Source organism: Rhodococcus sp. IEGM 1305, from assembly GCF_030058635.1.
GTDB lineage: Bacteria > Actinomycetota > Actinomycetes > Mycobacteriales > Mycobacteriaceae > Rhodococcus_F > Rhodococcus_F opacus_D.
Map to the genome: position 1 here is coordinate 63083 of NZ_JASHKX010000028.1, position 21594 is coordinate 84676.

At 66.9% G+C, this 21594-nt stretch carries 16 protein-coding genes and 1 pseudogene; 10 read left to right on the plus strand and 7 right to left on the minus strand.

Annotated elements, in window-relative coordinates:
- Positions 1–115 precede the first annotated feature (115 nt).
- Positions 116–1132 (plus strand): LacI family DNA-binding transcriptional regulator, encoded by a 1017-nt coding sequence (locus QM693_RS28020; RefSeq protein ID WP_283332800.1) that lies wholly within the window; start codon positions 116–118, stop codon positions 1130–1132.
- A 2-nt stretch (positions 1133–1134) separates the two neighbouring features.
- Here the strand turns inward: QM693_RS28020 and QM693_RS28025 are convergent, their stop codons facing one another.
- Complete coding sequence (locus tag QM693_RS28025) at positions 1135–2217, minus strand: ABC transporter ATP-binding protein (protein WP_283332801.1); 1083 nt, start codon at positions 2215–2217, stop codon at positions 1135–1137.
- Between the two features lie 229 nt (positions 2218–2446).
- On the opposite strand from QM693_RS28025, the gene QM693_RS28030 reads away from it, so the two are divergent.
- Complete coding sequence (locus QM693_RS28030) at positions 2447–3451, plus strand: ROK family glucokinase (RefSeq protein WP_283353937.1); 1005 nt, start codon at positions 2447–2449, stop codon at positions 3449–3451.
- Entirely contained in the window at positions 3436–3771 is a 336-nt protein-coding gene (locus tag QM693_RS28035) for a WhiB family transcriptional regulator (protein ID WP_005562098.1), read from the plus strand. The genes QM693_RS28030 and QM693_RS28035 overlap by 16 nt, the downstream gene beginning before the upstream one ends.
- Before the next feature lie 10 nt (positions 3772–3781).
- On the opposite strand, the gene QM693_RS28040 is transcribed toward QM693_RS28035, so the two are convergent.
- The 3 genes from QM693_RS28040 to QM693_RS28050 all read right to left on the minus strand — a co-directional run bounded on the left by QM693_RS28040 (position 3782) and on the right by QM693_RS28050 (position 8534).
- On the minus strand, positions 3782–5590 hold the full coding sequence (locus QM693_RS28040) for a serine/threonine-protein kinase PknD (RefSeq protein WP_283353938.1): 1809 nt from the start codon (positions 5588–5590) through the stop codon (positions 3782–3784).
- Between the two features lie 52 nt (positions 5591–5642).
- On the minus strand, positions 5643–5891 hold the full coding sequence (locus QM693_RS28045; RefSeq protein ID WP_005253439.1) for a DUF8691 family protein: 249 nt from the start codon (positions 5889–5891) through the stop codon (positions 5643–5645).
- A 90-nt stretch (positions 5892–5981) separates the two neighbouring features.
- On the minus strand, positions 5982–8534 hold the full coding sequence (locus tag QM693_RS28050; protein ID WP_283353939.1) for a winged helix-turn-helix domain-containing protein: 2553 nt from the start codon (positions 8532–8534) through the stop codon (positions 5982–5984).
- A 388-nt stretch (positions 8535–8922) separates the two neighbouring features.
- Here QM693_RS28050 and QM693_RS28055 point away from each other — a divergent pair.
- Positions 8923–9951, plus strand: a pseudogene (locus QM693_RS28055) (acyl-CoA dehydrogenase family protein).
- A 182-nt stretch (positions 9952–10133) separates the two neighbouring features.
- On the opposite strand, the gene QM693_RS28060 reads toward QM693_RS28055, so the two are convergent.
- Positions 10134–11942 (minus strand): alkyl/aryl-sulfatase, encoded by a 1809-nt coding sequence (locus QM693_RS28060; protein WP_283353940.1) that lies wholly within the window; start codon positions 11940–11942, stop codon positions 10134–10136.
- Positions 11939–13063, minus strand: a complete 1125-nt coding sequence (locus tag QM693_RS28065) for an AI-2E family transporter (RefSeq protein ID WP_283332806.1) — start codon at positions 13061–13063, stop codon at positions 11939–11941. The genes QM693_RS28060 and QM693_RS28065 overlap by 4 nt, the downstream gene beginning before the upstream one ends.
- 171 nt (positions 13064–13234) lie before the next feature.
- Between QM693_RS28065 and QM693_RS28070 the strand changes: the two genes are divergently transcribed.
- From QM693_RS28070 to QM693_RS28080, 3 genes are all read left to right on the plus strand, one after another.
- The gene (locus tag QM693_RS28070) at positions 13235–13657 is read left to right on the plus strand and encodes a DUF7144 family membrane protein (protein WP_283353941.1); all 423 of its coding nucleotides are present in this window, start codon (positions 13235–13237) and stop codon (positions 13655–13657) included.
- 12 nt (positions 13658–13669) lie between these two features.
- On the plus strand, positions 13670–15364 hold the full coding sequence (locus QM693_RS28075; RefSeq protein ID WP_283353942.1) for a SulP family inorganic anion transporter: 1695 nt from the start codon (positions 13670–13672) through the stop codon (positions 15362–15364).
- Positions 15365–15450: 86 nt separating this feature from the next.
- Positions 15451–16788 carry a DUF1254 domain-containing protein gene (locus QM693_RS28080; RefSeq protein WP_283353943.1) on the plus strand — a complete coding sequence of 446 codons (1338 nt, stop codon included), beginning with the start codon at positions 15451–15453 and terminating at the stop codon, positions 16786–16788.
- Positions 16789–16845: 57 nt separating this feature from the next.
- On the opposite strand, the gene QM693_RS28085 is transcribed toward QM693_RS28080, so the two are convergent.
- A complete protein-coding gene (locus QM693_RS28085; protein WP_283353944.1) occupies positions 16846–18063 on the minus strand; it encodes a DUF2254 family protein in 1218 nt (405 codons plus the stop codon).
- Between the two features lie 69 nt (positions 18064–18132).
- On the opposite strand from QM693_RS28085, the gene QM693_RS28090 reads away from it, so the two are divergent.
- From QM693_RS28090 to QM693_RS28100, 3 genes are all read left to right on the plus strand, one after another.
- Entirely contained in the window at positions 18133–19104 is a 972-nt protein-coding gene (locus QM693_RS28090; RefSeq protein ID WP_283353945.1) for a hypothetical protein, read from the plus strand.
- Positions 19105–19199: 95 nt separating this feature from the next.
- Positions 19200–20465 carry an aspartate kinase gene (locus QM693_RS28095; protein WP_012691385.1) on the plus strand — a complete coding sequence of 422 codons (1266 nt, stop codon included), beginning with the start codon at positions 19200–19202 and terminating at the stop codon, positions 20463–20465.
- 3 nt (positions 20466–20468) lie between these two features.
- Positions 20469–21500: an aspartate-semialdehyde dehydrogenase gene (locus QM693_RS28100; protein ID WP_011596739.1), complete on the plus strand. Its 1032-nt coding sequence runs from the start codon at positions 20469–20471 to the stop codon at positions 21498–21500.
- Positions 21501–21594: the final 94 nt, after the last annotated feature.

The following is a 21594-nucleotide window of genomic DNA, read 5'->3' on the forward strand; positions in this document are numbered from 1 at the left end:
GCACGTCACAGGGGCCTGTCAACTCGAGTAGTGAGATTTCTTTTGCGCACTTCAGCGCCACGGATTCTGTGAGGATTCAACGCAAATATTTGCGTTGCTCGCTTACTGTGGGAACGTGATCCCCAAGCAGTCCGTCAACATGGCCGACGTCGCGCGCCGCACCGGAGTCTCGATCGCCACCGTCTCGCGCGCGTTGCGCGGCGAACGCGGCGTCTCCGAGGCGACCCGATTGCGAATTCAGAGGGCCGCCGACGAGTTGGCGTACGTCATCTCACCCGAGGCGTCGAAGCTGTCGGGTGGCGCGACGGGCCGGGTGGCCGTCGTGGTGCCGTGGATCGACGCCTGGTTCTACTCGCGGATTCTCGCCGGCATCGAACACGAACTCCGCGCCGCGGACCTGGACGTGTTGCTGTACTGCCTCGAGGAGTCGTCCCAGCGCGAATCGTTCTTCGAACGGCTTCCCTTGCGCCGCAAGGTCGATGCCGTCATCGCCGTGGCGTTTCCTCTCACCGGACCGGAGCGGGCGCGGCTCGAGGAGATGGATGTGACCGTGGTCGTCATCGGCGCGCACGCCGGCGAGTTCCCGTCCGTCCGGATCGACGACGAGCTGGCCGCGCGTCAGGCCGTCGGGCACCTGATCAGGATCGGCCACACCCGGATCGGAATGATCCGCACCGTGGACCCGGAGGGTCAGTACTGGGAGGGTGACATCGCCCGGGTGGCGGGGTTCCATGCCGCTCTCGCCGACGCCGGACTCGACGACGACTGCACGGCGACAGTTCCCTGGGGAATCGAGGGCGGTGAGCGCGGCATGGAACTGCTGCTCAGTCGTGCCGAGGTGCCCACCGCAGTGTTCTGCCATTCCGACGAGGTCGCCGTCGGAGCGTTGCGCACGCTGCGACGTGCGGGGGTTCCCGTTCCGGCCGGGATGTCGGTGATCGGGATCGACGATCACCCGACGGCCGAGCTGGCAGACCTGACCACGGTGCGGCAGCCGGTCGGGGAACAGGGCGCGGCGGCCGGCCGGGTGGTCGTGGAACTACTCAGCGGACGGGAACCTGCGGAACGGGCGGTCGTGCTCCCGACCCACCTGGTGGTTCGGGGCTCGACCGCCCGCCCTCCGGAACTCTGACGTCAGCGCACGAGACGCTCGCCCGCCGCGTCGGTGGCGAAGAGGTGCGCGTGTGCCTCGTCGACGCGGACGTGCACGACCTGGCCCTTTTCGGGTGGGTTCCGCCAGTCGACCCGTGCGACCAGGCTCTCGACCCGGCCGTTGACCGTAGTGCGGCCGAACACGAATGCCTCGGAGCCGAGTTCCTCGACGACGTCGATCTCGAGTTTCAGTCCGCCGGAGTCGGCGATCTCGACGTGCTCGGGCCGGATCCCGAAAATCACCTCACGCCCGCCCGCCGCGGTGAGGGCGTCGCGGGGAACGGGAACCAGCTGGTCACCGATCTGCACCCCGCCGTCGGTGACGGGCACGGTGAACAGGTTCATCGACGGTGAACCCATGAATCCCGCGACGAAGACGTTCGCGGGCCGGCGGTAGAGCTCGCGCGGGGACGCGCACTGCTGCAGCACGCCGCCCTTGAGCACCGCGACCCGGTCGCCCATCGTCATGGCCTCGACCTGGTCGTGGGTGACGTAGACGGTGGTGGTGCCGAGTCGGCGCTGGAGCTGGGCGATCTGGGTGCGGGTCTGCACGCGCAGTTTCGCATCGAGGTTCGACAGCGGCTCGTCCATCAGGAACACCTGGGGTTGCCGGACGATGGCGCGGCCCATCGCCACCCGCTGTCGCTGGCCGCCGGAGAGGGCCTTGGGTTTGCGGTCCAGGTAGGCGCCGAGGTCGAGCATGTCGGCGGCTTCCCCCACGCGCCTGCGGATTTCGGACTTGTCGGTACCCGCGAGCTTGAGGGCGAAGCCCATGTTCTCCGCGACGGTCATGTGGGGATACAGCGCGTAGTTCTGGAAGACCATCGCGATGTCGCGGTCCTTGGGTTCGGAATGCGTGACGTCGCGGCCGCCGATCAGGATCTGCCCGCCGTCGACGTCCTCGAGTCCGGCGAGCATTCGCAGCGAGGTGGATTTGCCGCAGCCGGACGGGCCGACGAGGACGAGGAACTCGCCGTCCTCGATGTGCAGGTCGAGTTGATCGACCGCGGGGACGTCCGAGCCGGGAAAGAGCCTGGTCGCGCGGTCGTACGTGATTGTTGCCATGAGAAATGAATCCCTCCACCGGCAGGAACGTGCCGGACGATCCGAGTGTTAGGGGTGTGTCGGCAGGTACCGACGAGGAAGAACTATGGCCTAGATCACAGTGCTTGTCCACTTGGAGGCGAGCAGGCTTTGTTCTCGAAAAGACGGAAGTGTGTATTGATGAAAATCCAAAGGTCCTCTACTGTCAGCGTGACACCCCTCACTCGCAGATTTGAAGAGGACACGAGACATGGCTCTGACAATTGGCATCGACGTGGGTGGCACGAAGATCGCAGCCGGCGTGGTCGACACCGAAGGAGTCATCCACCGGATGGTGCGTCGTGACACCCCGTCCCACGATGCGCGCCGTGTCGAGAACGTCATCGCCGAACTCGTCCGCGAACTGGCGGACACCCACCCGGTGCAGGCGGTCGGCATCGGCGCGGCCGGCTTCGTCGCCGCGGACCTGAGCACCGTGCTCTTCGCCCCGAATCTGGCCTGGCGCAACGAGCCTCTCGGTGAGGTGGTCGAAGCGGCGTGCGGACTGCCGACGGTGGTCGAGAACGACGCCAACGCCGCGGCATGGGGCGAGGCGCGTTTCGGGGCCGGGCGGACGGGGCAGACCGTCGTCGTGCTCACGGTCGGAACCGGGATCGGCGGCGGCATCGTCGTCGACGGCGTGCTCCATCGCGGCAAGTTCGGTGTGGCCGCGGAATTCGGGCATCTCAACGTCGAACCGCACGGTCGCCGATGCGGTTGCGGCAACCACGGCTGCTGGGAGCGTTACGCCAGTGGGCGGGCGCTCGTCCGCGAGGCGCAGGATCTGGCGAACGTCTCGCCCGGTTTCGCCGCCGACCTCCTGACCCGCGCCGGCGGACGGGCGGACGCCATCACGGGCCTGCACATCACCGCGGCCGCGCAGGAGGGTGACCCTGCCGCGCTCGAGTGTTTCCGGGTGATCGGCTCCTGGCTGGGGCACGGCATGGCGGACATCGCGGCGTTCTTCGACCCCGACCTGTTCATCATCGGCGGGGGAGTGTGCGAGGCGGGCGAACTGCTGCGCGGTCCCGCCGCCGCCGCGTTCGAGAACCGTCTCACCGGACGCGCACACCGACCGGTCGCCGAGGTGCGACTGGCTGAACTCGGCGCGAACGTCGGCATCGTCGGCGCCGCCGATCTGGCCCGGGAACGAGTTCTCGGGCTCGCACACAACGGCTCACGAGTATCTGGAGGAGTGCAATGTCCAATCGGTTGAGTCTTCCCATTCCGGTCGCCGAGGTGTGGGACTGGCAGAGGGACGCCGCATGCCGCGGCTACGAGTCGTCCACGTTCTTCCACCCCGACCGCGAACGTGGCCGGGCACGCGAGATGCGGGACTTCCGCGCCAAGATGATCTGCCGCGGATGCCCCGTGCTGGTGCAGTGCCGGGAGCATGCGCTCAGTGTCGGTGAACCGTACGGTATCTGGGGTGGACTCTCCGCGAACGAGCGTGAAGAACTCCTCGCCAATCACCAGGGCCGGGTGGATGAGGCCGTCGCGGAATCCTTCGGCTTCGATCTGGCGCGCCAGGCCTGAGCGCGAGCGGTCAGCTTCCGGCGGGCAGCATGACCACTCGGCTGTTGTCGGTGTCCGCGACGTACACGTCGCCTCGGCTCGACACGGCGATCCCCTCCGGCTGGTCCAGCCCGGAGAACGGGAGAACCTCCTGCTCGTCCGAACCGGCGGCCAGCCGCAGAACGCGATTGTGGTTCTGATCGATGGCGTACACGGTTCCCTCGTCGTCGACCGCGACACCACCGACGCTCTGGAGGTCGGTGAACGGCAGATAGCTCTGGGCATGGGTGGCGGCGTTCCACGCGAGAACCTTGTTGGGCGTGCCGACGTAGAGATCCCCGTGTTCACTGACGGCGACGGCGAACGGGCCGATTACCGTCAGCGGCACCGCGACGGGAGCCGCGGTGACGTCGTGCAGCGACATCACCCGATTGTTCAGGGTATCGGCGACATACAGCGTGGCGTCCGGCCCGAGTGCAATTCCGAACGGCTGGTCGAGACCGGCGAACGGCATTGGCACCTGGGTGCTGCCGTGCAGCATCGTCACGGTGTTGGTCACCAGATCGGAGACGTACACGTCGCCGGACGCACTGACCGCGACTCCCTGCGGAACCTCGAGTCCCGTGAAGGGAAGAGCTGTCTGCTCGTACGTCCCGGCGCTCACTTTCAGGACCTGTTTGGCCGCGCTGTCGGCGATGTACAGGTCTCCGGTGCCCGAGACCGTGAGCCCGGCCGGACCCTGTAGACCGGTCAGCGGGAGCTCGACCTGTGCGCTCGTCGACTCCTCTCCCGGCCAGGCGACATAGGCGACGGCCGCGACGACGAGGACGAGGACGCCGGCCAGCAGCGCGGCGAGCACCCGGCGCGTCCGCCGCCCCCCGACCGTTGTCGGTTTCGTGGGCGCCGCACCCGGCACCGTGTCGGGACGGGTCACGTTCGGACCGCTCGCGCGGGTGGTCGAGGCAGGGTCGACCAGGGCAGCAGGCCGGGTCACGTGGCCGGGATCGGTCCACTCGATCGCGCGGATGGCGTCGCTGAACTCACGACAGGTCGAGTAGCGATCTTCGCGGTTCTTGGCCATGGCGCGCGCAACGACCGCATCGACACCGGCGGGCAGCCCGGGGCGCACCACGCTCGGCTGGGGAATCGGTCCGTTCAGATGGCCGTGCATCACCGAGGACGCGGTGTTACCGGGGTACGGCGGTTCGTTGGTGAGCAGGTGGAAGAAGGTGCAGCCCAACGCGTAGATGTCGACCCGGTGGTCGAGTTTCTCGCCCTCGATCTGCTCGGGCGCGGCGTAGTGCAGGGTCGCCACCAACATCCCGGTGCGGGTCAGCTGATGTGTTTCGTCCAGGGCCTTGGCGGTGCCGAAATCGGTGAGCAGGACCCGTTCGGGGTCGCCCGGCGCGAGCAGGATGTTCGCCGGCTTCACGTCGCGGTGCAGAATCCCGGCCTCGTGGGCGTGGTCGAGTGCCTTCCCTGTCTCGCTGACGATGTGCACGGCGCGTTCGACGTCCAGGGCGCCGGAGCCGAGCGCTTTCCTGGCGTCGCTGCCGGGAACGTACTGCATCGCGATCCACAACCTGCCGCCTTCGCGGCCGCGGTCGTGGACGGTGACGATGTTGGGATGATCGAGATGCGCGGCGTGGTCTGCTTCCGATTCGAAACGTGACCGGACGTAGTCGTCGTTCGTCCACGACGTGTCGAGCAGTTTGAGGGCGATCTTGCGCGGCAGGTTGGGATGCTGGGCGAGGTAGACGGTGCCCATGCCGCCTCGTCCCAGAACCCGTTCGATCACGTAGCCGGCAAACACCGTGCCCGGTTCGAACTCGCCGCTCACATCGGCTTCACCGCCTCCCTGGGCCCTCCATCCATTGAACCCCGACGCCGGGTCAGTCCGGTAGCCGCCGCATCTCGATGACGGTCAGTCCCAGCGCGTCGAAGCGTGCCAGCATGCCCCGGAGATCTGTCGGGCTGTCGACCGGGCCGTAGAGCGTGGTGTCGCCGGTCGTGACGTCCGAGACGTCCAACTCGGGGAACGCGGCCAGCACCCGATCGGACAGGGCGCCGCTGATCAGGAAGGCGTACCTGACCTTGCCGGGCCAGTTCGATTCAGGACGCACCACGGCGGGCTCCTTCATTCGCATCGTCGTTCCAGAACTCGGTCAGCCGTAGATTTCAGGGTGACCGACGAAACGGCAACGCGCCTCACCCGCAAGTGGTGAACCGGCTCAGAGCAAGCCGTTGTGTTGCGCGGCGGCGATGGCGTCGCGGCGGGAGGTGACGCCGAGCTTGCGGTAGATCCCGCGCAGGTGGGTCTTCACGGTGTTCACCGACACGCACAGATCTGCGGCGATCTGCTCGGCGGTCCGCCACGACGGAAGTTCCACGAGGAGTTCCAGTTCGCGGGGAGTCAACATGTCGGACGCAGCACTCTCCGACCGCGGGAACGACGCTCGGAGCCTCTCCGCGAAGGGTTCGAGGACACCGAACCGGCCAGTGCTCCGCACGAGTAGTTCCCGGATCTGCGGTCCGCAGTCGTGGAACGGGCGCAACGCCGACTGCGGTTCGGCGAGACGCAACGCCTCGGTGAGCGCGCTGTGGGCTCGTGAATCATGTTTGCGGGCAAGCGCGATCGACGCGTCGACGAGCCATGCCGCGATCAGGGTGGTTCCCGCCGCGCACTCCAGTTCACCGTCCAGGACAGGTTGGAGTGTCTTACGTGCCAGGTCGAGGCGATGGAGGTGCAGATGGACGATCGCCTCGACGACGGCTGTGTCGCCGGTGGGTCCGAGAAGGGCATGCGTCTCGGACGCCAGCTCGTGCGCCCACCCCGTCTCGCCGGCGAACAGATAGGCGTACTGGATGGCAGGCAGCAACACCGCCCGGATGCCGGGCGGAACCGGCAACGAGGACGACACGGGGCTCTCCGCGTGCAGCGTCGTCACCGAACTGTGCCGGTTTCCGGTCTCGTCGAGACCGAACAGGGTGGCGGCGCCGTCGGCGAAACCCGCCGTCTCGGTATTTGCGCGACGCAGCGCCTCGGCGGACTCGGCGGCGAGACGTGCGGCATCGGGGTCCATCCGAATGTAGCGGCACCAGGAGTCGATGAGCTTCGCCAGCTGGAATGTCGGATCGCCCGTTGCGGAATGGGTCCGGCCGATCGCCAGTGCCTCGTCGGCCAGCGCGGACGCCCGCACCACGTCTCCCCGCGACATCGCGACGCCACCGAGAGTTCCCAGGCAGTACATGACGCCCAGCGGCGCATCGCCGAGTCGAGCGTGGGCCAGCGACTTCCCGAGCACGACCTCCGACTCGTCGTTCCGCCCGAGGAACAGCAGCGCGCGCCCTTCCTGGAGCAGGACGAACGCGTCGAGATCGGGGTCGCCGCTCGATCCGACACCGACATTGCGCAGCCGGTTGAGGGCGGTCTCGATGTCGCCGGTGCCGATCGCTGTCTGCACTCGGAGCGATTCGCGGAGCAGCAGGTGTAACCGGGACTCGGCGGCACCGTCCACCAGCAACCCCGACCGCCTGCGGTCGAGAAGCTCGAGGGTGGACGTGGCCACCGGGATGTTGCCCGATGCGAGCGCCGCGGCGGCGCGGATGAGCCGCGCCGACGGGTGGTCCTGCGAAGATCGGGGTGCCCGGGTGAGGAGCCGGTCGACGGCCTCTCCATGACCTCCGACGATCAGGGCCAGCGAAGTCCGGGCGAGCAGCGCCACGATCTCGTCGTGATCACCGGAGTTCACCGCGTGTTCGAGTGCGAGCAGCGCGTCCCCGAATTCGTCGTGCCAGTGGGCGGCCGTCAATTCGAGATGCTCGACTTCGACGTGCCCGATCCGGCTGATCTCCGCCCGCAGATAGCTCCGCAGCAGCGGATGGTAACGATAGTGCGTGGGGCTGTCCGTGATTCGGCTGATCAGAAAATTGTGGTGTTCGAGCCAGTCGATGTTGCCGTGCGCATCCGTGCAGCCTGTGAGCTTCTCCGCGAGTTCGACTGTGAACGAGGCCGGTACGGACGTGCGCAGGAGGAACTCGCGCATCTCGTCGGTCTGGCCGGCGAGGACCTCTTCGATGAGATAATCGGCGACCGCCCGGCGGTCGCCCGTGAACTCGGCGATCAACCGGCTCGGATCCGGATGTCCTTCCAAAGACATTCCCGCCAAACGAATTCCGGCAGCCCAGCCTTCCGTGCGATCCATCAGCGCGTCGAGATCGTCCGCGCTCAGCACGACGTCGTGTTCGTCGAGCATCTCGGCCGCCTCGTTGGACGTGAAGGCCAGATTCTTGGCCGTGAGCGTGAACAGCTTGCCGTCCAAGCGAAGTCGCTGCAATGCCAGCGGCGGCTCGAACCGTCCGATGATGACCGTTCGCAGCATCGGAGGTTGCCAGCGCATGAACGACTCGAGGTCGGTGAGTACGTCGGTGTCGCGGAGGAGGTGGGCGTCGTCGATGACCATCCAGATGTTCTCGCCGAGTTCGTGCAACGCGGCCGACAACTGCGCGCCGAGGTCCGGTGCCTCGGAATCGAGCCCGGCGCATGCTTTCTGCACGCGAGGATTCCCGGTGTCGGTGAGTGAGCGGAGGATCGCCCGGTGGACGGCGTCGAGGTCGTTGTGCCGCTCCTCGATCGTGAGCCACGCAATGGTCGGAGCGTCGCCCGCGGCGAGCAGTTCCCGCGCCCAGTCGGCCACGGCCCGCGTCTTTCCCGACCCGGCCGGTGCGCAGACGAGCGCCACCGGGCAGGGATGGGCGTCGTCGGTGAGCGCTTCGGTGAGCATGGTGTGCAGGCGGGTCCGGGTAACCGTCCGACCCCCTGCACTCGTAGGTATTCGAGTGCTCAGATGAAATTCGCCGAGAGGTGCTGCCGTCACGCCGACCCCCAATTCTCGCTGCACCGAGAAACGATCTTCGACAAACGCCAATCCCCGACGCAGTGGGCCGGTGGGACGATTTTAGCGAGAATGCGTTGTTTTGTGTGGGTGAACGTGTTTTACCGAGCGGGAACGCCACGCTGTCGTGATGGTGTTCGGACTACCTCGTCATCGCGATCGTGCACCCGATTCGGAGTCCGTCACTCCGCGGGGACCGAAGAAAATTGGCCGAAGCCGCGTTGCAGGCGTGAGCCTGCGGAAGCATTCGACACACTCGTCGACGGAAGTAGACAGGATGCACACACAAGTGGTGCCGGCCGCGGGCCCACCCGATCATGAACTCGACGCGTTGCGGGCCGAGGTGCGAACGTTCCTGCGCGAGCAGATCGACGCCGGCGTGTTCACACCCGGTGTGGACACGTGGCTCACCCGGTGGAATCCGGACTTCACGAAGGCCCTCGCGTCCCGCGGCTGGCCGGGCATGACGATCCCGGCGGAGTACGGCGGGCAGGGCCACGTTCATGGAGCGGTTCGTCGTCACCGAAGAACTGCCGGCCGTCGGCGCGCCCGTCGCCGCACAGTGGGTCGCGGACCGGCAGGCCGCGCCGTCGCTGCTCACCTACGGCACCGAGGAACAAAAGCAGCGGTTCCTCCCGGGACTCGCGGGCGGCGAGATCAGCTGGGCGATCGGAATGAGCGAACCGGAATCGGGCTCCGACCTCGCGAGCGTCCGCACGAAAGCGGTCCGGGTCGACGGCGGCTGGCGGATCACCGGGACCAAATTGTGGACGTCCGGCGCCCACCTCCTGTCGATGTCGGGCGGGCACCATTTCAACGAGGTGATCCTCGACGACGTGTTCGTGCCGGACGAGTTGGTGCTCGGCCGCATCGGCGAAGGCTGGAAGCAGGTCACGTCCGAACTCGGGTTCGAACGCAGTGGCCCGGAACGGTTCATGTCCACGTTCCCGATCCTCGCCGCGATGGCCGAGGAAATCGGGGAGGGACGGCAACCGGCCGATGCCCGCATCGGAGCGCTCGTCGCCCGGACCTTCGGACTCCATCACATGTCCCGTGCGGTGTCGGAGGCACTGGGGCGTGGTGACGACGCCGAACTCGGTGCTTCCGTGGTGAAGGTCCTCGGCACGAAGGCCGAGGGTGATATCGCCGACCTCGTCGAGAACTGGCCGGCGAACCGGAGGCAGGCGACGACCACTTCGCCGAACTGGTCCGTGCCGGCGTGATGCAGCGCCCCGGGTTCACCCTGCGAGGCGGTACGAGTGAGATTCTGCGCGGTGTCATCGCGCGGGGATTGGGGATGCGCTGATGACCGGACCGGCAACCGACACCGAGATGCGGGAGTTCGCACGCATGCTCGACCAGGTGTTCGCCACAGATCGCCGGGGAACGGGGCCTGTGGGCGCTCATCACAGACGGGTAGGCGGCTTCGCCGCCCGTGCGCCTTTCTGGTTGTCCCAGCTACCAAAAAGGCGCACGGGCGCGAAGCGCCTACGGCGTGACGATCGGGAACGCGCTGTCGGGTGCGTCGAGAAGTTCCGTGAGGACAAGGAGCTTCGACGGGTCACCCGTCACCTCGATGCCCTCCAGTCCCTTGCCGGCGAACAGTCCGAGCAACTGCATCTTCGTCAGGGTCAGTGAGACGTCCGGTTGCGTCGTGGTCCTCGGCGCGACCGTCTGGATGAGCGCACCGTTGGACAGCGTCGTCCGGTAGTGCGCTTCGGGTTCGGTGAAGTGCCACTCCGCGACGAGGGACTTGTCCCAGGCACGTGGGCCGTTGATGCGGAGGGCGACGGAGTCGAAGATCTGCTCGATCGTGAGTGCGCTCAGCATGTCTGCGCCGAGGTCGCTGAGCGGCGGGGCGACGATGCCGCCGCGCAGTTCGAGTGCACCCGTGAGGTAGAAGTTGCGCCACGTCGCGTTCTCCGCACCGAATCCGAGTTGTTCGTACGTGCGGGCGAGCAGTTCTTTCGCGTCGCTGTCCGACGGGTCTGCGAACACCGCATGCTTCGAGAGTTCGGCGGCGAACCGGAAGTCGCCGTCGTCGAAATACCGTTGAGCCTTGGCCCGGACCTCGTCCTGACCGCCCATGCATTCGACGTACCGCGTGGCCGCGTTCTCCGGTGGGTGCTGCCACAGCGACGTCGGGTTGCCGTCGAACCAGCCCATGTACCGCTGGTAGATCGCCTTCACGTTGTGGCTCACCGAGCCGTAGTAACCACGTGCGTGCCAAGCGGATTCGAGAGCAGGCGGTAGCGGGAAGTCCTCGGCGATCTCGATTCCCGTCATCCCGGTGTTGAGCATCCGCAGGGTCTGGTCGTGCAGGTACTGGTACAGGTCGCGCTGCTGCGACAGGAATGTCACCACCCGGTCGCGACCCCACGTCGGCCAGTGGTGGGAGGCGAAAGCGACGTCGTAGCCGCCGTCGAACATCTCGATCGCCTGGTCGAGGTACCGCGACCAGGCGCGGGGGTCCCGGACCAGCGCGCCCCGCAGCGTGAGGAGATTGTGCAGATTGTGGGTGGCGTTCTCCGCCATGCACAGTGCCCGGTGGTCGGGGAACAGGAAGTTCATCTCGGCGGGCGCCTCCGTCCCCGGCGTCACCTGGAAGACGATCCGGATGCCGTCGACGGTTTCCTCCTGGCCGGTGTGGGTGATGTCGACGGTCGGTGGGATCAGTCCGGGTCGACCCGTCGAGGTGTTCGTTCCGAGCCCCGCCCCGAGGTGCCCGCGCGGGCCCTTGGGGAGCAGCGGTCCGTACATGTAGGTGGCGCGCCGGCCCATTGCCGTTCCGGCATAGACGTTCTCGGAGACCGCGTGTTCGAGGAAACCTTCGGGGGCGAGGATCGGGACGTCGCCGCGACCGTCCGGGAGAACGCCGACGACACCACCGAAGTGATCGATGTGGGAGTGCGTATAGATGACTCCGGTGACGGGCCGGTCGCCACGGTTCTTCCGGTACAGCGCGAGCGATGCTGCCGCCGTTTCCTGCGAGATCAGCGGGTCGATCACCAGGACACCCGTCTCGCCCTCGACGATCGTCATGTTGGACAGGTCGATTCCGCGTAGCTGGTAGATGCCCTCGGTGACTTCGTACAGACCGTTCTTCGCGCACAGTTGCGACTGACGCCACAGGCTCGGGTGGGCGGTGTCCGGGCAGTCACCGTTCAGGAACGAATACTCCTGCATGTCCCACACCACGCGACCGTCCCCACTCGTGACGGTGCAGGGGTCGAGACGGTCGACGAAACCGCGGTCGGAGTCCTCGAAATCGGTCGTGTCCGAGAAATCGGGTGTCATGATTCTTCCTTCTCGTGTCGCGGTGGGGAGGGGGCAGGAACCGGTGCAGGGGGAGTGGGAGCGCTGCTGAGAATCGTGTTCACCCACCGCGTGGACGGGTCGATGTCGATCAGCAGCGCCTTCGCCATCAACGACAACGGGATTGCAAGGATCGCGCCGAGCGGCCCGAGGATCCACGCCCAGAACACCAACGACAGGAACGTGAACGTCACGGACAGGCCCACCGCGTCACCGACGAACTTCGGCTGGATCACCGACTGGATGATGACGTTGATGACGCTGTACACGACGATGACTGTCAGCATCAGTCCTGGACCGCCCTGGAGCAGTGCGAGCAGGGCCGGCGGAACCAGCCCCAGGATGAACCCGACGTTCGGGATGTAGTTGGTGATGAACGACAGCAGTCCCCACAGGATCGGCAGCGGAATTCCCAGCGCCCACAGTGCCCCGGTGTCGATGACGGCGACGATCAGCCCGAAGACCGTGGACACGATCAGGTACGTGCGGGTCCCGGCCGAGAACGACGTGAGAGCGGTGGCGATGTCGGGACGCATCTGCGTGACGATCCGCATCCGCGCACCGTAGGAACTTCCGTCGACGGCCATGAACAGCAGAAGGGCGAGGACGAACAGCAGATTCGAGAAGACACCCAGCATTGACTGCAGGATCGCCTCCACGAAGCCGAAGACCTTGCCGTAATCCACCTGGGAGAGCAGGGTCTGGGAATCGGTCGAGTTCACGCCGTTGCTGTTCAGGAAGCTCTGGGCGTCATCGATGAGGGCGGTGAAGTCGTCCGCGTACTCCGGTAGGAGCGTGGCGAGCTGGGCGACCGACAGGGCCAGCGACAGCACGAGGACGAGAATGATGCTGTTGACGACCAGGATCGCTGCGATCGTGGCGAGCCAGGTCGGGAGACCTTTTCGGTGAAGCCATTCGGGCAGCGGGTGAACCGCGACGGTCAGCATGAGCGCGAGGAAGATCGGGCCGACTATCGACGCGGCCACCTGGATCCCCGCCACGGTGACGACGAGCGCGGCCAGGCCGAGGATCACGATCAGGCCCCGCGGCATCGACCACTGAGAATCCGGCGCCGCGCCGGATACGTCCTGCGGATCGGTCATCGCGTGTCCCTTCGCAACAATCGGCCAACGGGGTGCCCCGAATCGACTGTTGCACCCGGCCGACGACGACACATCATCCGTTGCAGATGAGGATCACCCGGCGCGGATGATGCCGATGCCATCGCGAAGCCGCAGGATTCCACTGTTCGAGCACATCCTTTCGAGAAGGGCATGGACATGACGACACATCCGGAGTCCAGGACCACCAGCCCTGTCAAACAGGGCTTTGCCGCGGGAACGTCGCTGGCAGCGGCGATATTGCTGCTGACCGTCGGCGTGATCTCGTTCTTCCAGGGCATCGCCGCGGTTGCGTCCGACGACCTGCTGGTCATCGGCGTCCAATACACCTATCAGTTCGACACCACCGCGTGGGGATGGATCCACATCGTTCTGGGCGTCGTTCTGGTCATCAGCGCGATCGGCCTCATGACGGGCGCCACCTGGGCCCGTGTCGTGGCAGTCTGCATCGCCGCGCTGTCGATCCTCGCGAACTTCCTCTGGCTGCCCTACTACCCGCTGTGGTCGATTCTGATCATCGCGCTCGACGTCGTCGTGATCTGGGCGGTCACCACCTGGGACACCGCCAGGGACTAGGACGATGACGACGTGGTGAGTTCCGCGACCGGCACCTGGCCGGTGTTCGGCTCGCTGCAGGAGTATCAAAAAGGATGGGTCAGGCCCGACGTGATCGCGGGCCTGACCGTGTGGGCCGTGCTGGTACCGGAGGCCCTGGCCTACGCGACCATCGCGGGAGTCCCCCCTGTCGTCGGTCTGTACGCGGCGATACCCGCCCTGATCCTTTACGCGGCGGCCGGCAGTTCCCGGCATCTGGTGGTGGGGCCGATGTCGGCGACGGCCGCCCTGTCGGCTGCCATCGTCGCGCCGCTCGCCGGGGCGGACGGCGGCAAGTACGCGGCCCTGACAGCAGTGCTGGCGATTGCCACCGGCATCGCCGGGCTGCTCGCGGGGCTCCTCCGTCTGGGCTTCATCGCGTCGTTCATTTCGGAGCCGGTGCTGAAGGGCTTCATCGTCGGGCTGGCTCTGACCATCATCATCGGGCAGGTTCCTGCCCTCCTCGGCGTGGAGAAGGAGCACGGCAACTTCTTCGAACAGGCCTGGGGAGTCGTCAGCCACCTGGGCGACATCGACTGGGGCACACTCGTCGTCGGTGTGCTCAGTCTCGTCGTGGTTCTCGGATTCACACGGTGGCTGCCGCTCGTCCCCGGTTCGCTGCTGGCCGTCCTCCTCGGTATCGCCGCGGTCGCCGTGTTCGGTTTGGACGGTCGAGGTGTCGACATCGTCGGTCACATCGACTCCGGTCTGCCGTCGGTGGGACTGCCGGACGGTGTCGGCTTCGACGACTACATCGACCTTCTCGGCCCCGCAGTGGGCGTGCTGCTCATCGGGTTCGCCGAAGGGCTCGGTGCCGCGAAGACGTACGCCGCGAAAGAGGGCTACGAGGTGGACGCCAACCGGGAACTCCTCGGCCTCGGGACAGCCAATCTCGGCTCCGGGCTGTGCTCGGGGATGGTGGTGAACGGCAGCCTCTCCAAGACGGCGGTCAACGGCGGGGCCGGCGCCAAATCGCAGGTCAGCGGTCTCGTCGTCGCGGTCCTGACCGTGGTGACCCTGCTGTTCCTCACCGGACTGTTCGAGAAACTCCCCGAGGCGACGCTCGCCGCGGTGGTCATCGCCGCCGTCATCGAACTCGTCGACATCTCCGCGCTGCGCCGGCTCTACGGGGTGTGGACCGAAAGGCTCGGCAGCATCTACGGATACGCCGCGCGAGCCGATTTCGCGGCCGCCCTCGCCGCGATGGTGGGCGTGCTCCTGTTCGACACCCTGCCCGGACTCGTCATCGGCATCGGCGTGTCGATGCTGCTGCTGCTCTACCGGGCGTCGCGTCCCCACGTCGCGGCGCTCGCGAAGGAAGGGTCGCTGTGGGTGGACGCCGAGCGTCACCCCGACCTCCCGACCACACCGCACGTGGTCGTGGTGCGCGTCGAGGCGGGACTGTTCTTCGCGAACGCCGATCACGTCAAGGACCGCATCGAGGACATGTGCACCGACGACACGCGAGTGGTGGTCCTCGACGCCGAGACGTCGCCGTTCGTCGACGTCAGTGCCGCGCAAATGCTCGTGCAGTTGCGGGATGTGCTCGCGCGCCGGGGAATCGAGCTACGTGTGGCGCGGGACATCGGGCAGTTCCGGGACACGATACGAACCTCGGGTTCGGGCGCGACCCCCGTCGGCCTCTATCCGACCGTGCGAGAGGCTCTCGCAGAACCGGACCGACATTAGGCGCTCCGCACCCGTGCGCCTTTGTGGTTGCTGCAGCTACCACAAAGGCGCACGGGCGGCGGAGCCGCCCATGACAGGAGACAGTCGTGAGCACAGGATTGCAGGAACTCGCCGCGAAGGCGTGGATGTACGGTTTTCCGCTGGTGTTCGACCTCGACCAGGTAAACCGCTTCGTGTCGGAGGGGATGGGGAGCCTCGACGCGGGACCCTTCAACAAATTCAGCCACGCCCGCACACTCGCCGGGCCGCAGGACACGTTCGTCTCGGTCAACAACGACACCATCTATTCGATCGCCCAGATCGATCTCGGCCACGGACCGCAGTTGCTGCGAGTCCCCGACGCCGGTGGGGCGTACTACGTGCTGCAATTCGTCGATGCGTGGACCGACAACTTCGCGTACGTCGGCAAACGTGCGACGGGAACGGCGGCCGGCCGTTACCTGTTGACCGGTCCCGGGTGGTCCGGTGAGGTCCCCGACGGCGCGACGCAGATCGCGTTCCCCACCGCGGTGGGCACCGTCATCGGCCGGTGGGCCTGCGACGGGGAGGCCGACCTGGAGCGGGTGAAGGGACTGCAGTCGGCCCTCACGTTGGAACCCGTCGGCGAGCAGGAACCGGCGGAGGGCCTGCCGGTCCCCGACCCGAACGTCCCCGAGGAACTTCAGTTCTGGGAGAAGCTGCGGGTGTACTCGCAGGCGTACCCACCCGCCGCGCAGGACCTCGTCGCACAACAGGCGTTCGCCCCGCTCGGGTTGCTCGAGACCGGGCCGTCGCCGTACCTCGAAGCGCCGCCGGACCTCGCGGCCGTGCTCACGGCCGGTGCCGAGGCCGGGCACCAGTCACTGGTCGCCGCACTGAAATCGGGTGCAGGAAGCGAGGTGGTCAACGGCTGGCAGTTGATGTACCACGCCTTCGACTACAACGACGACTTCTTCGAGATCGGCACCCTCGACTCACCCGACTGGCGGATCGAGGACCGCTCGAAGGCGCTGGGACTGCGGGCCGGCGCCGCGATGGCGGGGCTGTGGGGAAACCACGGTTACGAGGCCGCATATGCGCCGATCTACCACGACAGCGAAGGCAACGAACTGTCCGGCGAGCACACCTACACACTCACGTTCGCGCCGACCCCACCGGTCGACGCGTTCTGGTCGATCACCATGTACGACCTCCCGGACTTCTACCTCGTCGACAATCCGATCGACCGCTACTCGATCGGTGACCGCACGCCGGGACTGGTGTTCGCGGACGACGGTTCGCTGACCATCACGCTCAGCGCGGACGCCCCGGCCGATCCGGTGGCCCGCGCCAACTGGCTGCCGACACCGGCAGTCGGGTTCCGGCCGCTGCTCCGGATGTACAGCCCCAAGCCGGAGGTGTTCGACGGAACGTTCGAGATCCCGCCCTTCGTGAAGACCAGTTGATCAGGGGCGCAGCTGATCGAACGTCGTACGACGCTGCCCGGCACGAGACACCACCGGTCACGACCTGAACGTCGGCGGCAGGTCGCAGTGTGCGCGGACCCAGGCGCTGCGTCGTTCCAGCGCGGACTGCCGGTGCGCGGGGGCGGAACCGATCAGTGAGTCGATGGTCTGCAGGAGGTGGCGGGCGACGAACGGCTGGTGCCGGGCGGCGTCGGCGATCTCGTCGAACGCCGCCGACACGTAGTCGTCCCAGTCGGGAAGGAGCACGACGACGCGCAGTTCTCCCTCCGTGTCCGCGACGTCGCCGACGTCGACCGGTCGGTGACTGATCCTCGACAACAGAGTTCCCACGCAGTCGACGGCCTGGGCGGCGGTCGCGGGATCGTTGACAGCCGGTGACAACGCGCGCAGGGCGATGTCGTCGACGATGCGGAACGCCAGCATCGGATCCTGGTCGAAGGACCGGTCGATCCGCACGTCCAGGCATCCCAGCATCGCGCGGCTGTCGAATCCGGCAGCGCCGTCGACGCTCATGACGACTGATCCGGGGATCAGGGCGTCACCCACACGGACCCGCATCCGCACCAGGACATCCGCTTCGCGCGCGAGGTGCGCCAGCTTCGGCAGGTCGATCTGACACAGCATCCCGCCGGTGCCGGTCCACCGGACGACGGCACCGCCCGGACCGCCCGACCTTTCCGATCCCGCCGGTTCCGTGCCGTAGAGGGTGGCGAGCACCGCTTCGCCGCGGGCGGTGACGTCGGCGAGTGTCGGTGCGAGCTGGATCGAGCGGAACGCATGCAGTTGCAGGATCCGCATGACGGCGAGTGCGACGACCCTGAGGATCACGGCCGCCACCGGGATCGCCACCGGCACAGCGTCCTTCTGGTTGACGACCAGGCCCGCCGTGGTCGCGAAGACGAAGAAACCCAGGAACATCCCGAAGGAGTTCCACACCAGCGGGTCGTCGCGGAACAGCGTCAATCGCGGGGTCAGCGTCGTGGCGCCGAACTGACCCACGAGGAACAGCAGCGAGAACACCACGCTCGCCAGCGTGATGACGGCGCCGGCGAGAGTGAACAGCAGGGTGGCCACGCTGGTGCCACTTGTCCGGGGACCGATGTCGAGGGTGGGGAGCGCGAGGCCGAGGAGGAAACCGGCGATCAGATAACAGAGCTGGACGAGTCCTAATCGCAACGGCGGGCGTCGGCGCAGCGCACGCAGAATGGGTCGCGAATCCGATCCGGACCGGGGGAACTCGGCTGCTCTGTTCACGGCGCCCCTTCCTCCCTCCGATAATCCCGAGTCGGCGGTAGTGTTCGTGCCGATTCGAGGGGGGATCGAGTGAAGAAAGTTGCCGCGGCGCTCCTGTGCGCCGTGATCACGTCCGGGTGCGCGCACAGCGTGTCGGGGACTGCGGGGGCTTCTCCGCTGCAGGAACTGAGCCCCGCGCAGCAACGGCACATCCACGTCGAGGACGCGCTCCGCGACGCCGATCCGTGCGGACTGCTCGACGTGGCCGTGGTGCGGGGTGCCGGGACGGTCCAGCAGTACGGGTCCGCCGTGCAACTGCCGGTGTGTTCGGCGTTGATGGCCGGGCCCGGCGGCGCGACCACCTACGTGGAGTTGTCCCTGCTGCCGTCGATGCTGTCCGACGCGGCGCTGACCCGGCCGGAGACGGTCGACGGGGTGACCGTCTACCGCGGTGCGGGCGCCGACCCGACCCGCGGGACGTGTGAGCGCGTCTTCCGGCTGAACCTCGGAATCGACCAGGAACAGGTGGAACGGCAGCTGGCCACCGTCCGCGCCGGAACCGTCGCCGGCCAGGACGCCTGCCCGCTCGCCGACGCGGTGCTGGACGCGGCGATCGACAGGATGCGGTCCGGACTGCCCACTCGTGACGCCACGTCCCCGCATCAAGTGGCGCTCGCGGTCCACGACCCGTGTGAAGTACTCGACGTGCTGGGAACCACGGCGGGCGGACGCGCCGTCGACCCGGAATCGCCGCCCACCCCGTTCGACTGCGTGCTGTTTCCGAACCCGAATCGGGTGCCCGGGAGTGAGGTGACCGTGTCGTTCACGATGTCGCCGGTCAAGGAAAACCGACCACCCGTTCCCGCCGAGCCGGAGACGGTCGGCGACCGATGCCGGTGGACGAGCCCGATGGGCGAGCCGATCGACATCACACGGCCCGGAGCGGGCGTCGACGAGTTCACCCGCAGGCTCGGTCACGCGGGTGCAGTCGTCACTGTTCACGGGCCGAACTGCGCGGCCGTGGCGAGGGTCGCGGACGCCGTGAACACGGCGTTCGGATAGGCGTCCGAACGGACTCACCCGGGATCAGATTGGACTCCGCCGGTAAGCTCGACAGCTGGACCAGTACAGATTCATCGACCTGGAGGTAGAAACGCGTGGCTCTCGTCGTCCAGAAGTACGGCGGATCCTCGGTGGCAACCGCCGAGAGAATCCGACGAGTGGCTGAACGGATCGTCGAGACCAAGAAGGCCGGCAACGATGTCGTCGTCGTGGTTTCAGCGATGGGGGACACCACTGATGAGCTGCTCGATCTGGCTCAGCAGGTGTGCCCAGCCCCACCCGCCCGCGAAATGGACATGCTGCTGACCTCCGGTGAGCGCATTTCCAATTCTCTCGTCGCGATGGCAATTCATTCGCTCGGTGCGGAGGCCCGTTCGTTCACGGGCTCCCAGGCGGGCGTCATCACCACCGGTGCTCACGGCAACGCCAAGATCATCGACGTCACACCGGGCCGCGTCCGGGATGCGCTCGACGAGGGCTCGATCGTCCTCGTCGCCGGGTTCCAGGGCGTCAGCCAGGACAGCAAGGACGTGACGACCCTCGGGCGCGGCGGTTCGGACACCACCGCGGTGGCCCTCGCAGCGGCCCTCGAGGCCGACGTCTGCGAGATCTACACCGACGTCGACGGCATCTTCACCGCCGACCCGCGCATCGTTCCCGACGCGCAGCGTCTCGAGACGGTGTCGTTCGAGGAGATGCTCGAGCTCGCGGCGTGCGGCGCGAAGGTGCTCATGCTCCGCTGCGTCGAGTACGCCCGCCGATACAACGTGCCTGTGCACGTCCGTTCGTCATACACGACCAAGCCGGGCACCATCGTGTCCGGATCGATGGAGGACATCCCCGTGGAAGAGGCAATCATCACCGGAGTCGCGCACGATCGCGGCGAGTCCAAGATCACCGTCGTCGGCCTGCCCGACACCCCGGGTTACGCCGCGCAGGTCTTCCGCGCGGTGGCCGAGGCGGAGATCAACATCGACATGGTGCTGCAGAACATCTCGAAGGTCGAGACCGGCAAGACCGACATCACGTTCACCCTGCCCACCGCCGACGGCCCGCGCGCCGTCGAGAAGCTGACCAAGCTGCAGGGCGACATCGGCTTCACGCAGGTGCTGTTCGACGACCACATCGGCAAGGTGTCGCTCGTCGGCGCCGGCATGAAGAGCCACCCGGGCGTCACCGCGACGTTCTGTGAGGCTCTCGCAAAGGCCGGTGTCAACATCGACCTCATCTCGACGTCCGAGATCCGCATCTCGGTGCTCGTCAAGGATGTGGAGCTGGACAAGGCCGTGAAGGCGATCCACGATGCATTCGAGCTCGGCGGCGACGAAGAAGCCGTCGTGCACGCAGGAACGGGACGGTAGATCATGACCACCATCGCTGTCGTCGGTGCCACCGGACAGGTCGGCATCGTCATGCGCACCCTCCTCGAGGAACGGAACTTCCCCGCGGACAAGGTACGGTTCTTCGCTTCCGCGCGGTCGGCGGGCAAGAAGCTGCCGTTTCGCGGCGAGGAGATCGTCGTCGAGGACGCGTCCGCGACGTCCGACGAGGACCTGAAGGGCATCGACATCGCCCTGTTCTCGGCCGGTGCGACCCTCTCTCGTGAGCAGGCCCCGCGGTTCGCCGCGGCAGGTGCCACGGTCGTCGACAACTCGTCGGCGTTCCGCAAGGACCCCGACGTCCCGCTGGTCGTCAGCGAGGTCAACCCGGAGCAGGCGAAGAACCCGCCGAAGGGCATCATCGCCAACCCCAACTGCACCACGATGGCCGCGATGCCGGTGCTGAAGGTTCTGCACGACGAGGCCGGTCTGCAGCGTCTCATCGTGTCGAGCTACCAGGCCGTGTCGGGCAGTGGAATCGCCGGTGTCGAGGAGCTGGTGGGCCAGGCCCGCGCCGTCATCGACGACGCGGAGAAGCTGGTGCACGACGGCAGCGCCGTCGACTTCCCGGCCCCGAACAAGTACGTCGCACCGATCGCGTTCAACGTTCTGCCGCTGGCCGGTTCGATCGTCGACGACGGCAGCGGTGAGACGGACGAGGACCAGAAACTCCGCAACGAGAGCCGCAAGATCCTCGGCCTGCCCGACCTGCTGGTGTCGGGCACGTGCGTCCGCGTCCCCGTGATCACGGGCCACTCGCTGTCGATCAACGCCGAATTCGAGCGTCCGCTGTCGGTGGAGCGTGCGCAGGAGCTCCTGTCGAAGGCTCCCGGTGTGCAGCTGGTGGACGTCCCCACCCCGCTCCAGGCCGCGGGCAGCGACCCGTCGCTGGTCGGGCGTATCCGTCAGGATCCGGGTGTCCCCGAGGGTCGCGGTCTGGCACTGTTCGTGTCCGGCGACAACCTGCGTAAGGGTGCCGCCCTCAACACCATTCAGATCGCCGAACTGCTGGTCTGATCTCCCCCCACGTGAGTGGCAAAGTGTGCTTCCGCACGCTGTCTGAGTTCAGGACATGCAGGACAGTTGATGTCTCAGGACATCGAGGACACTG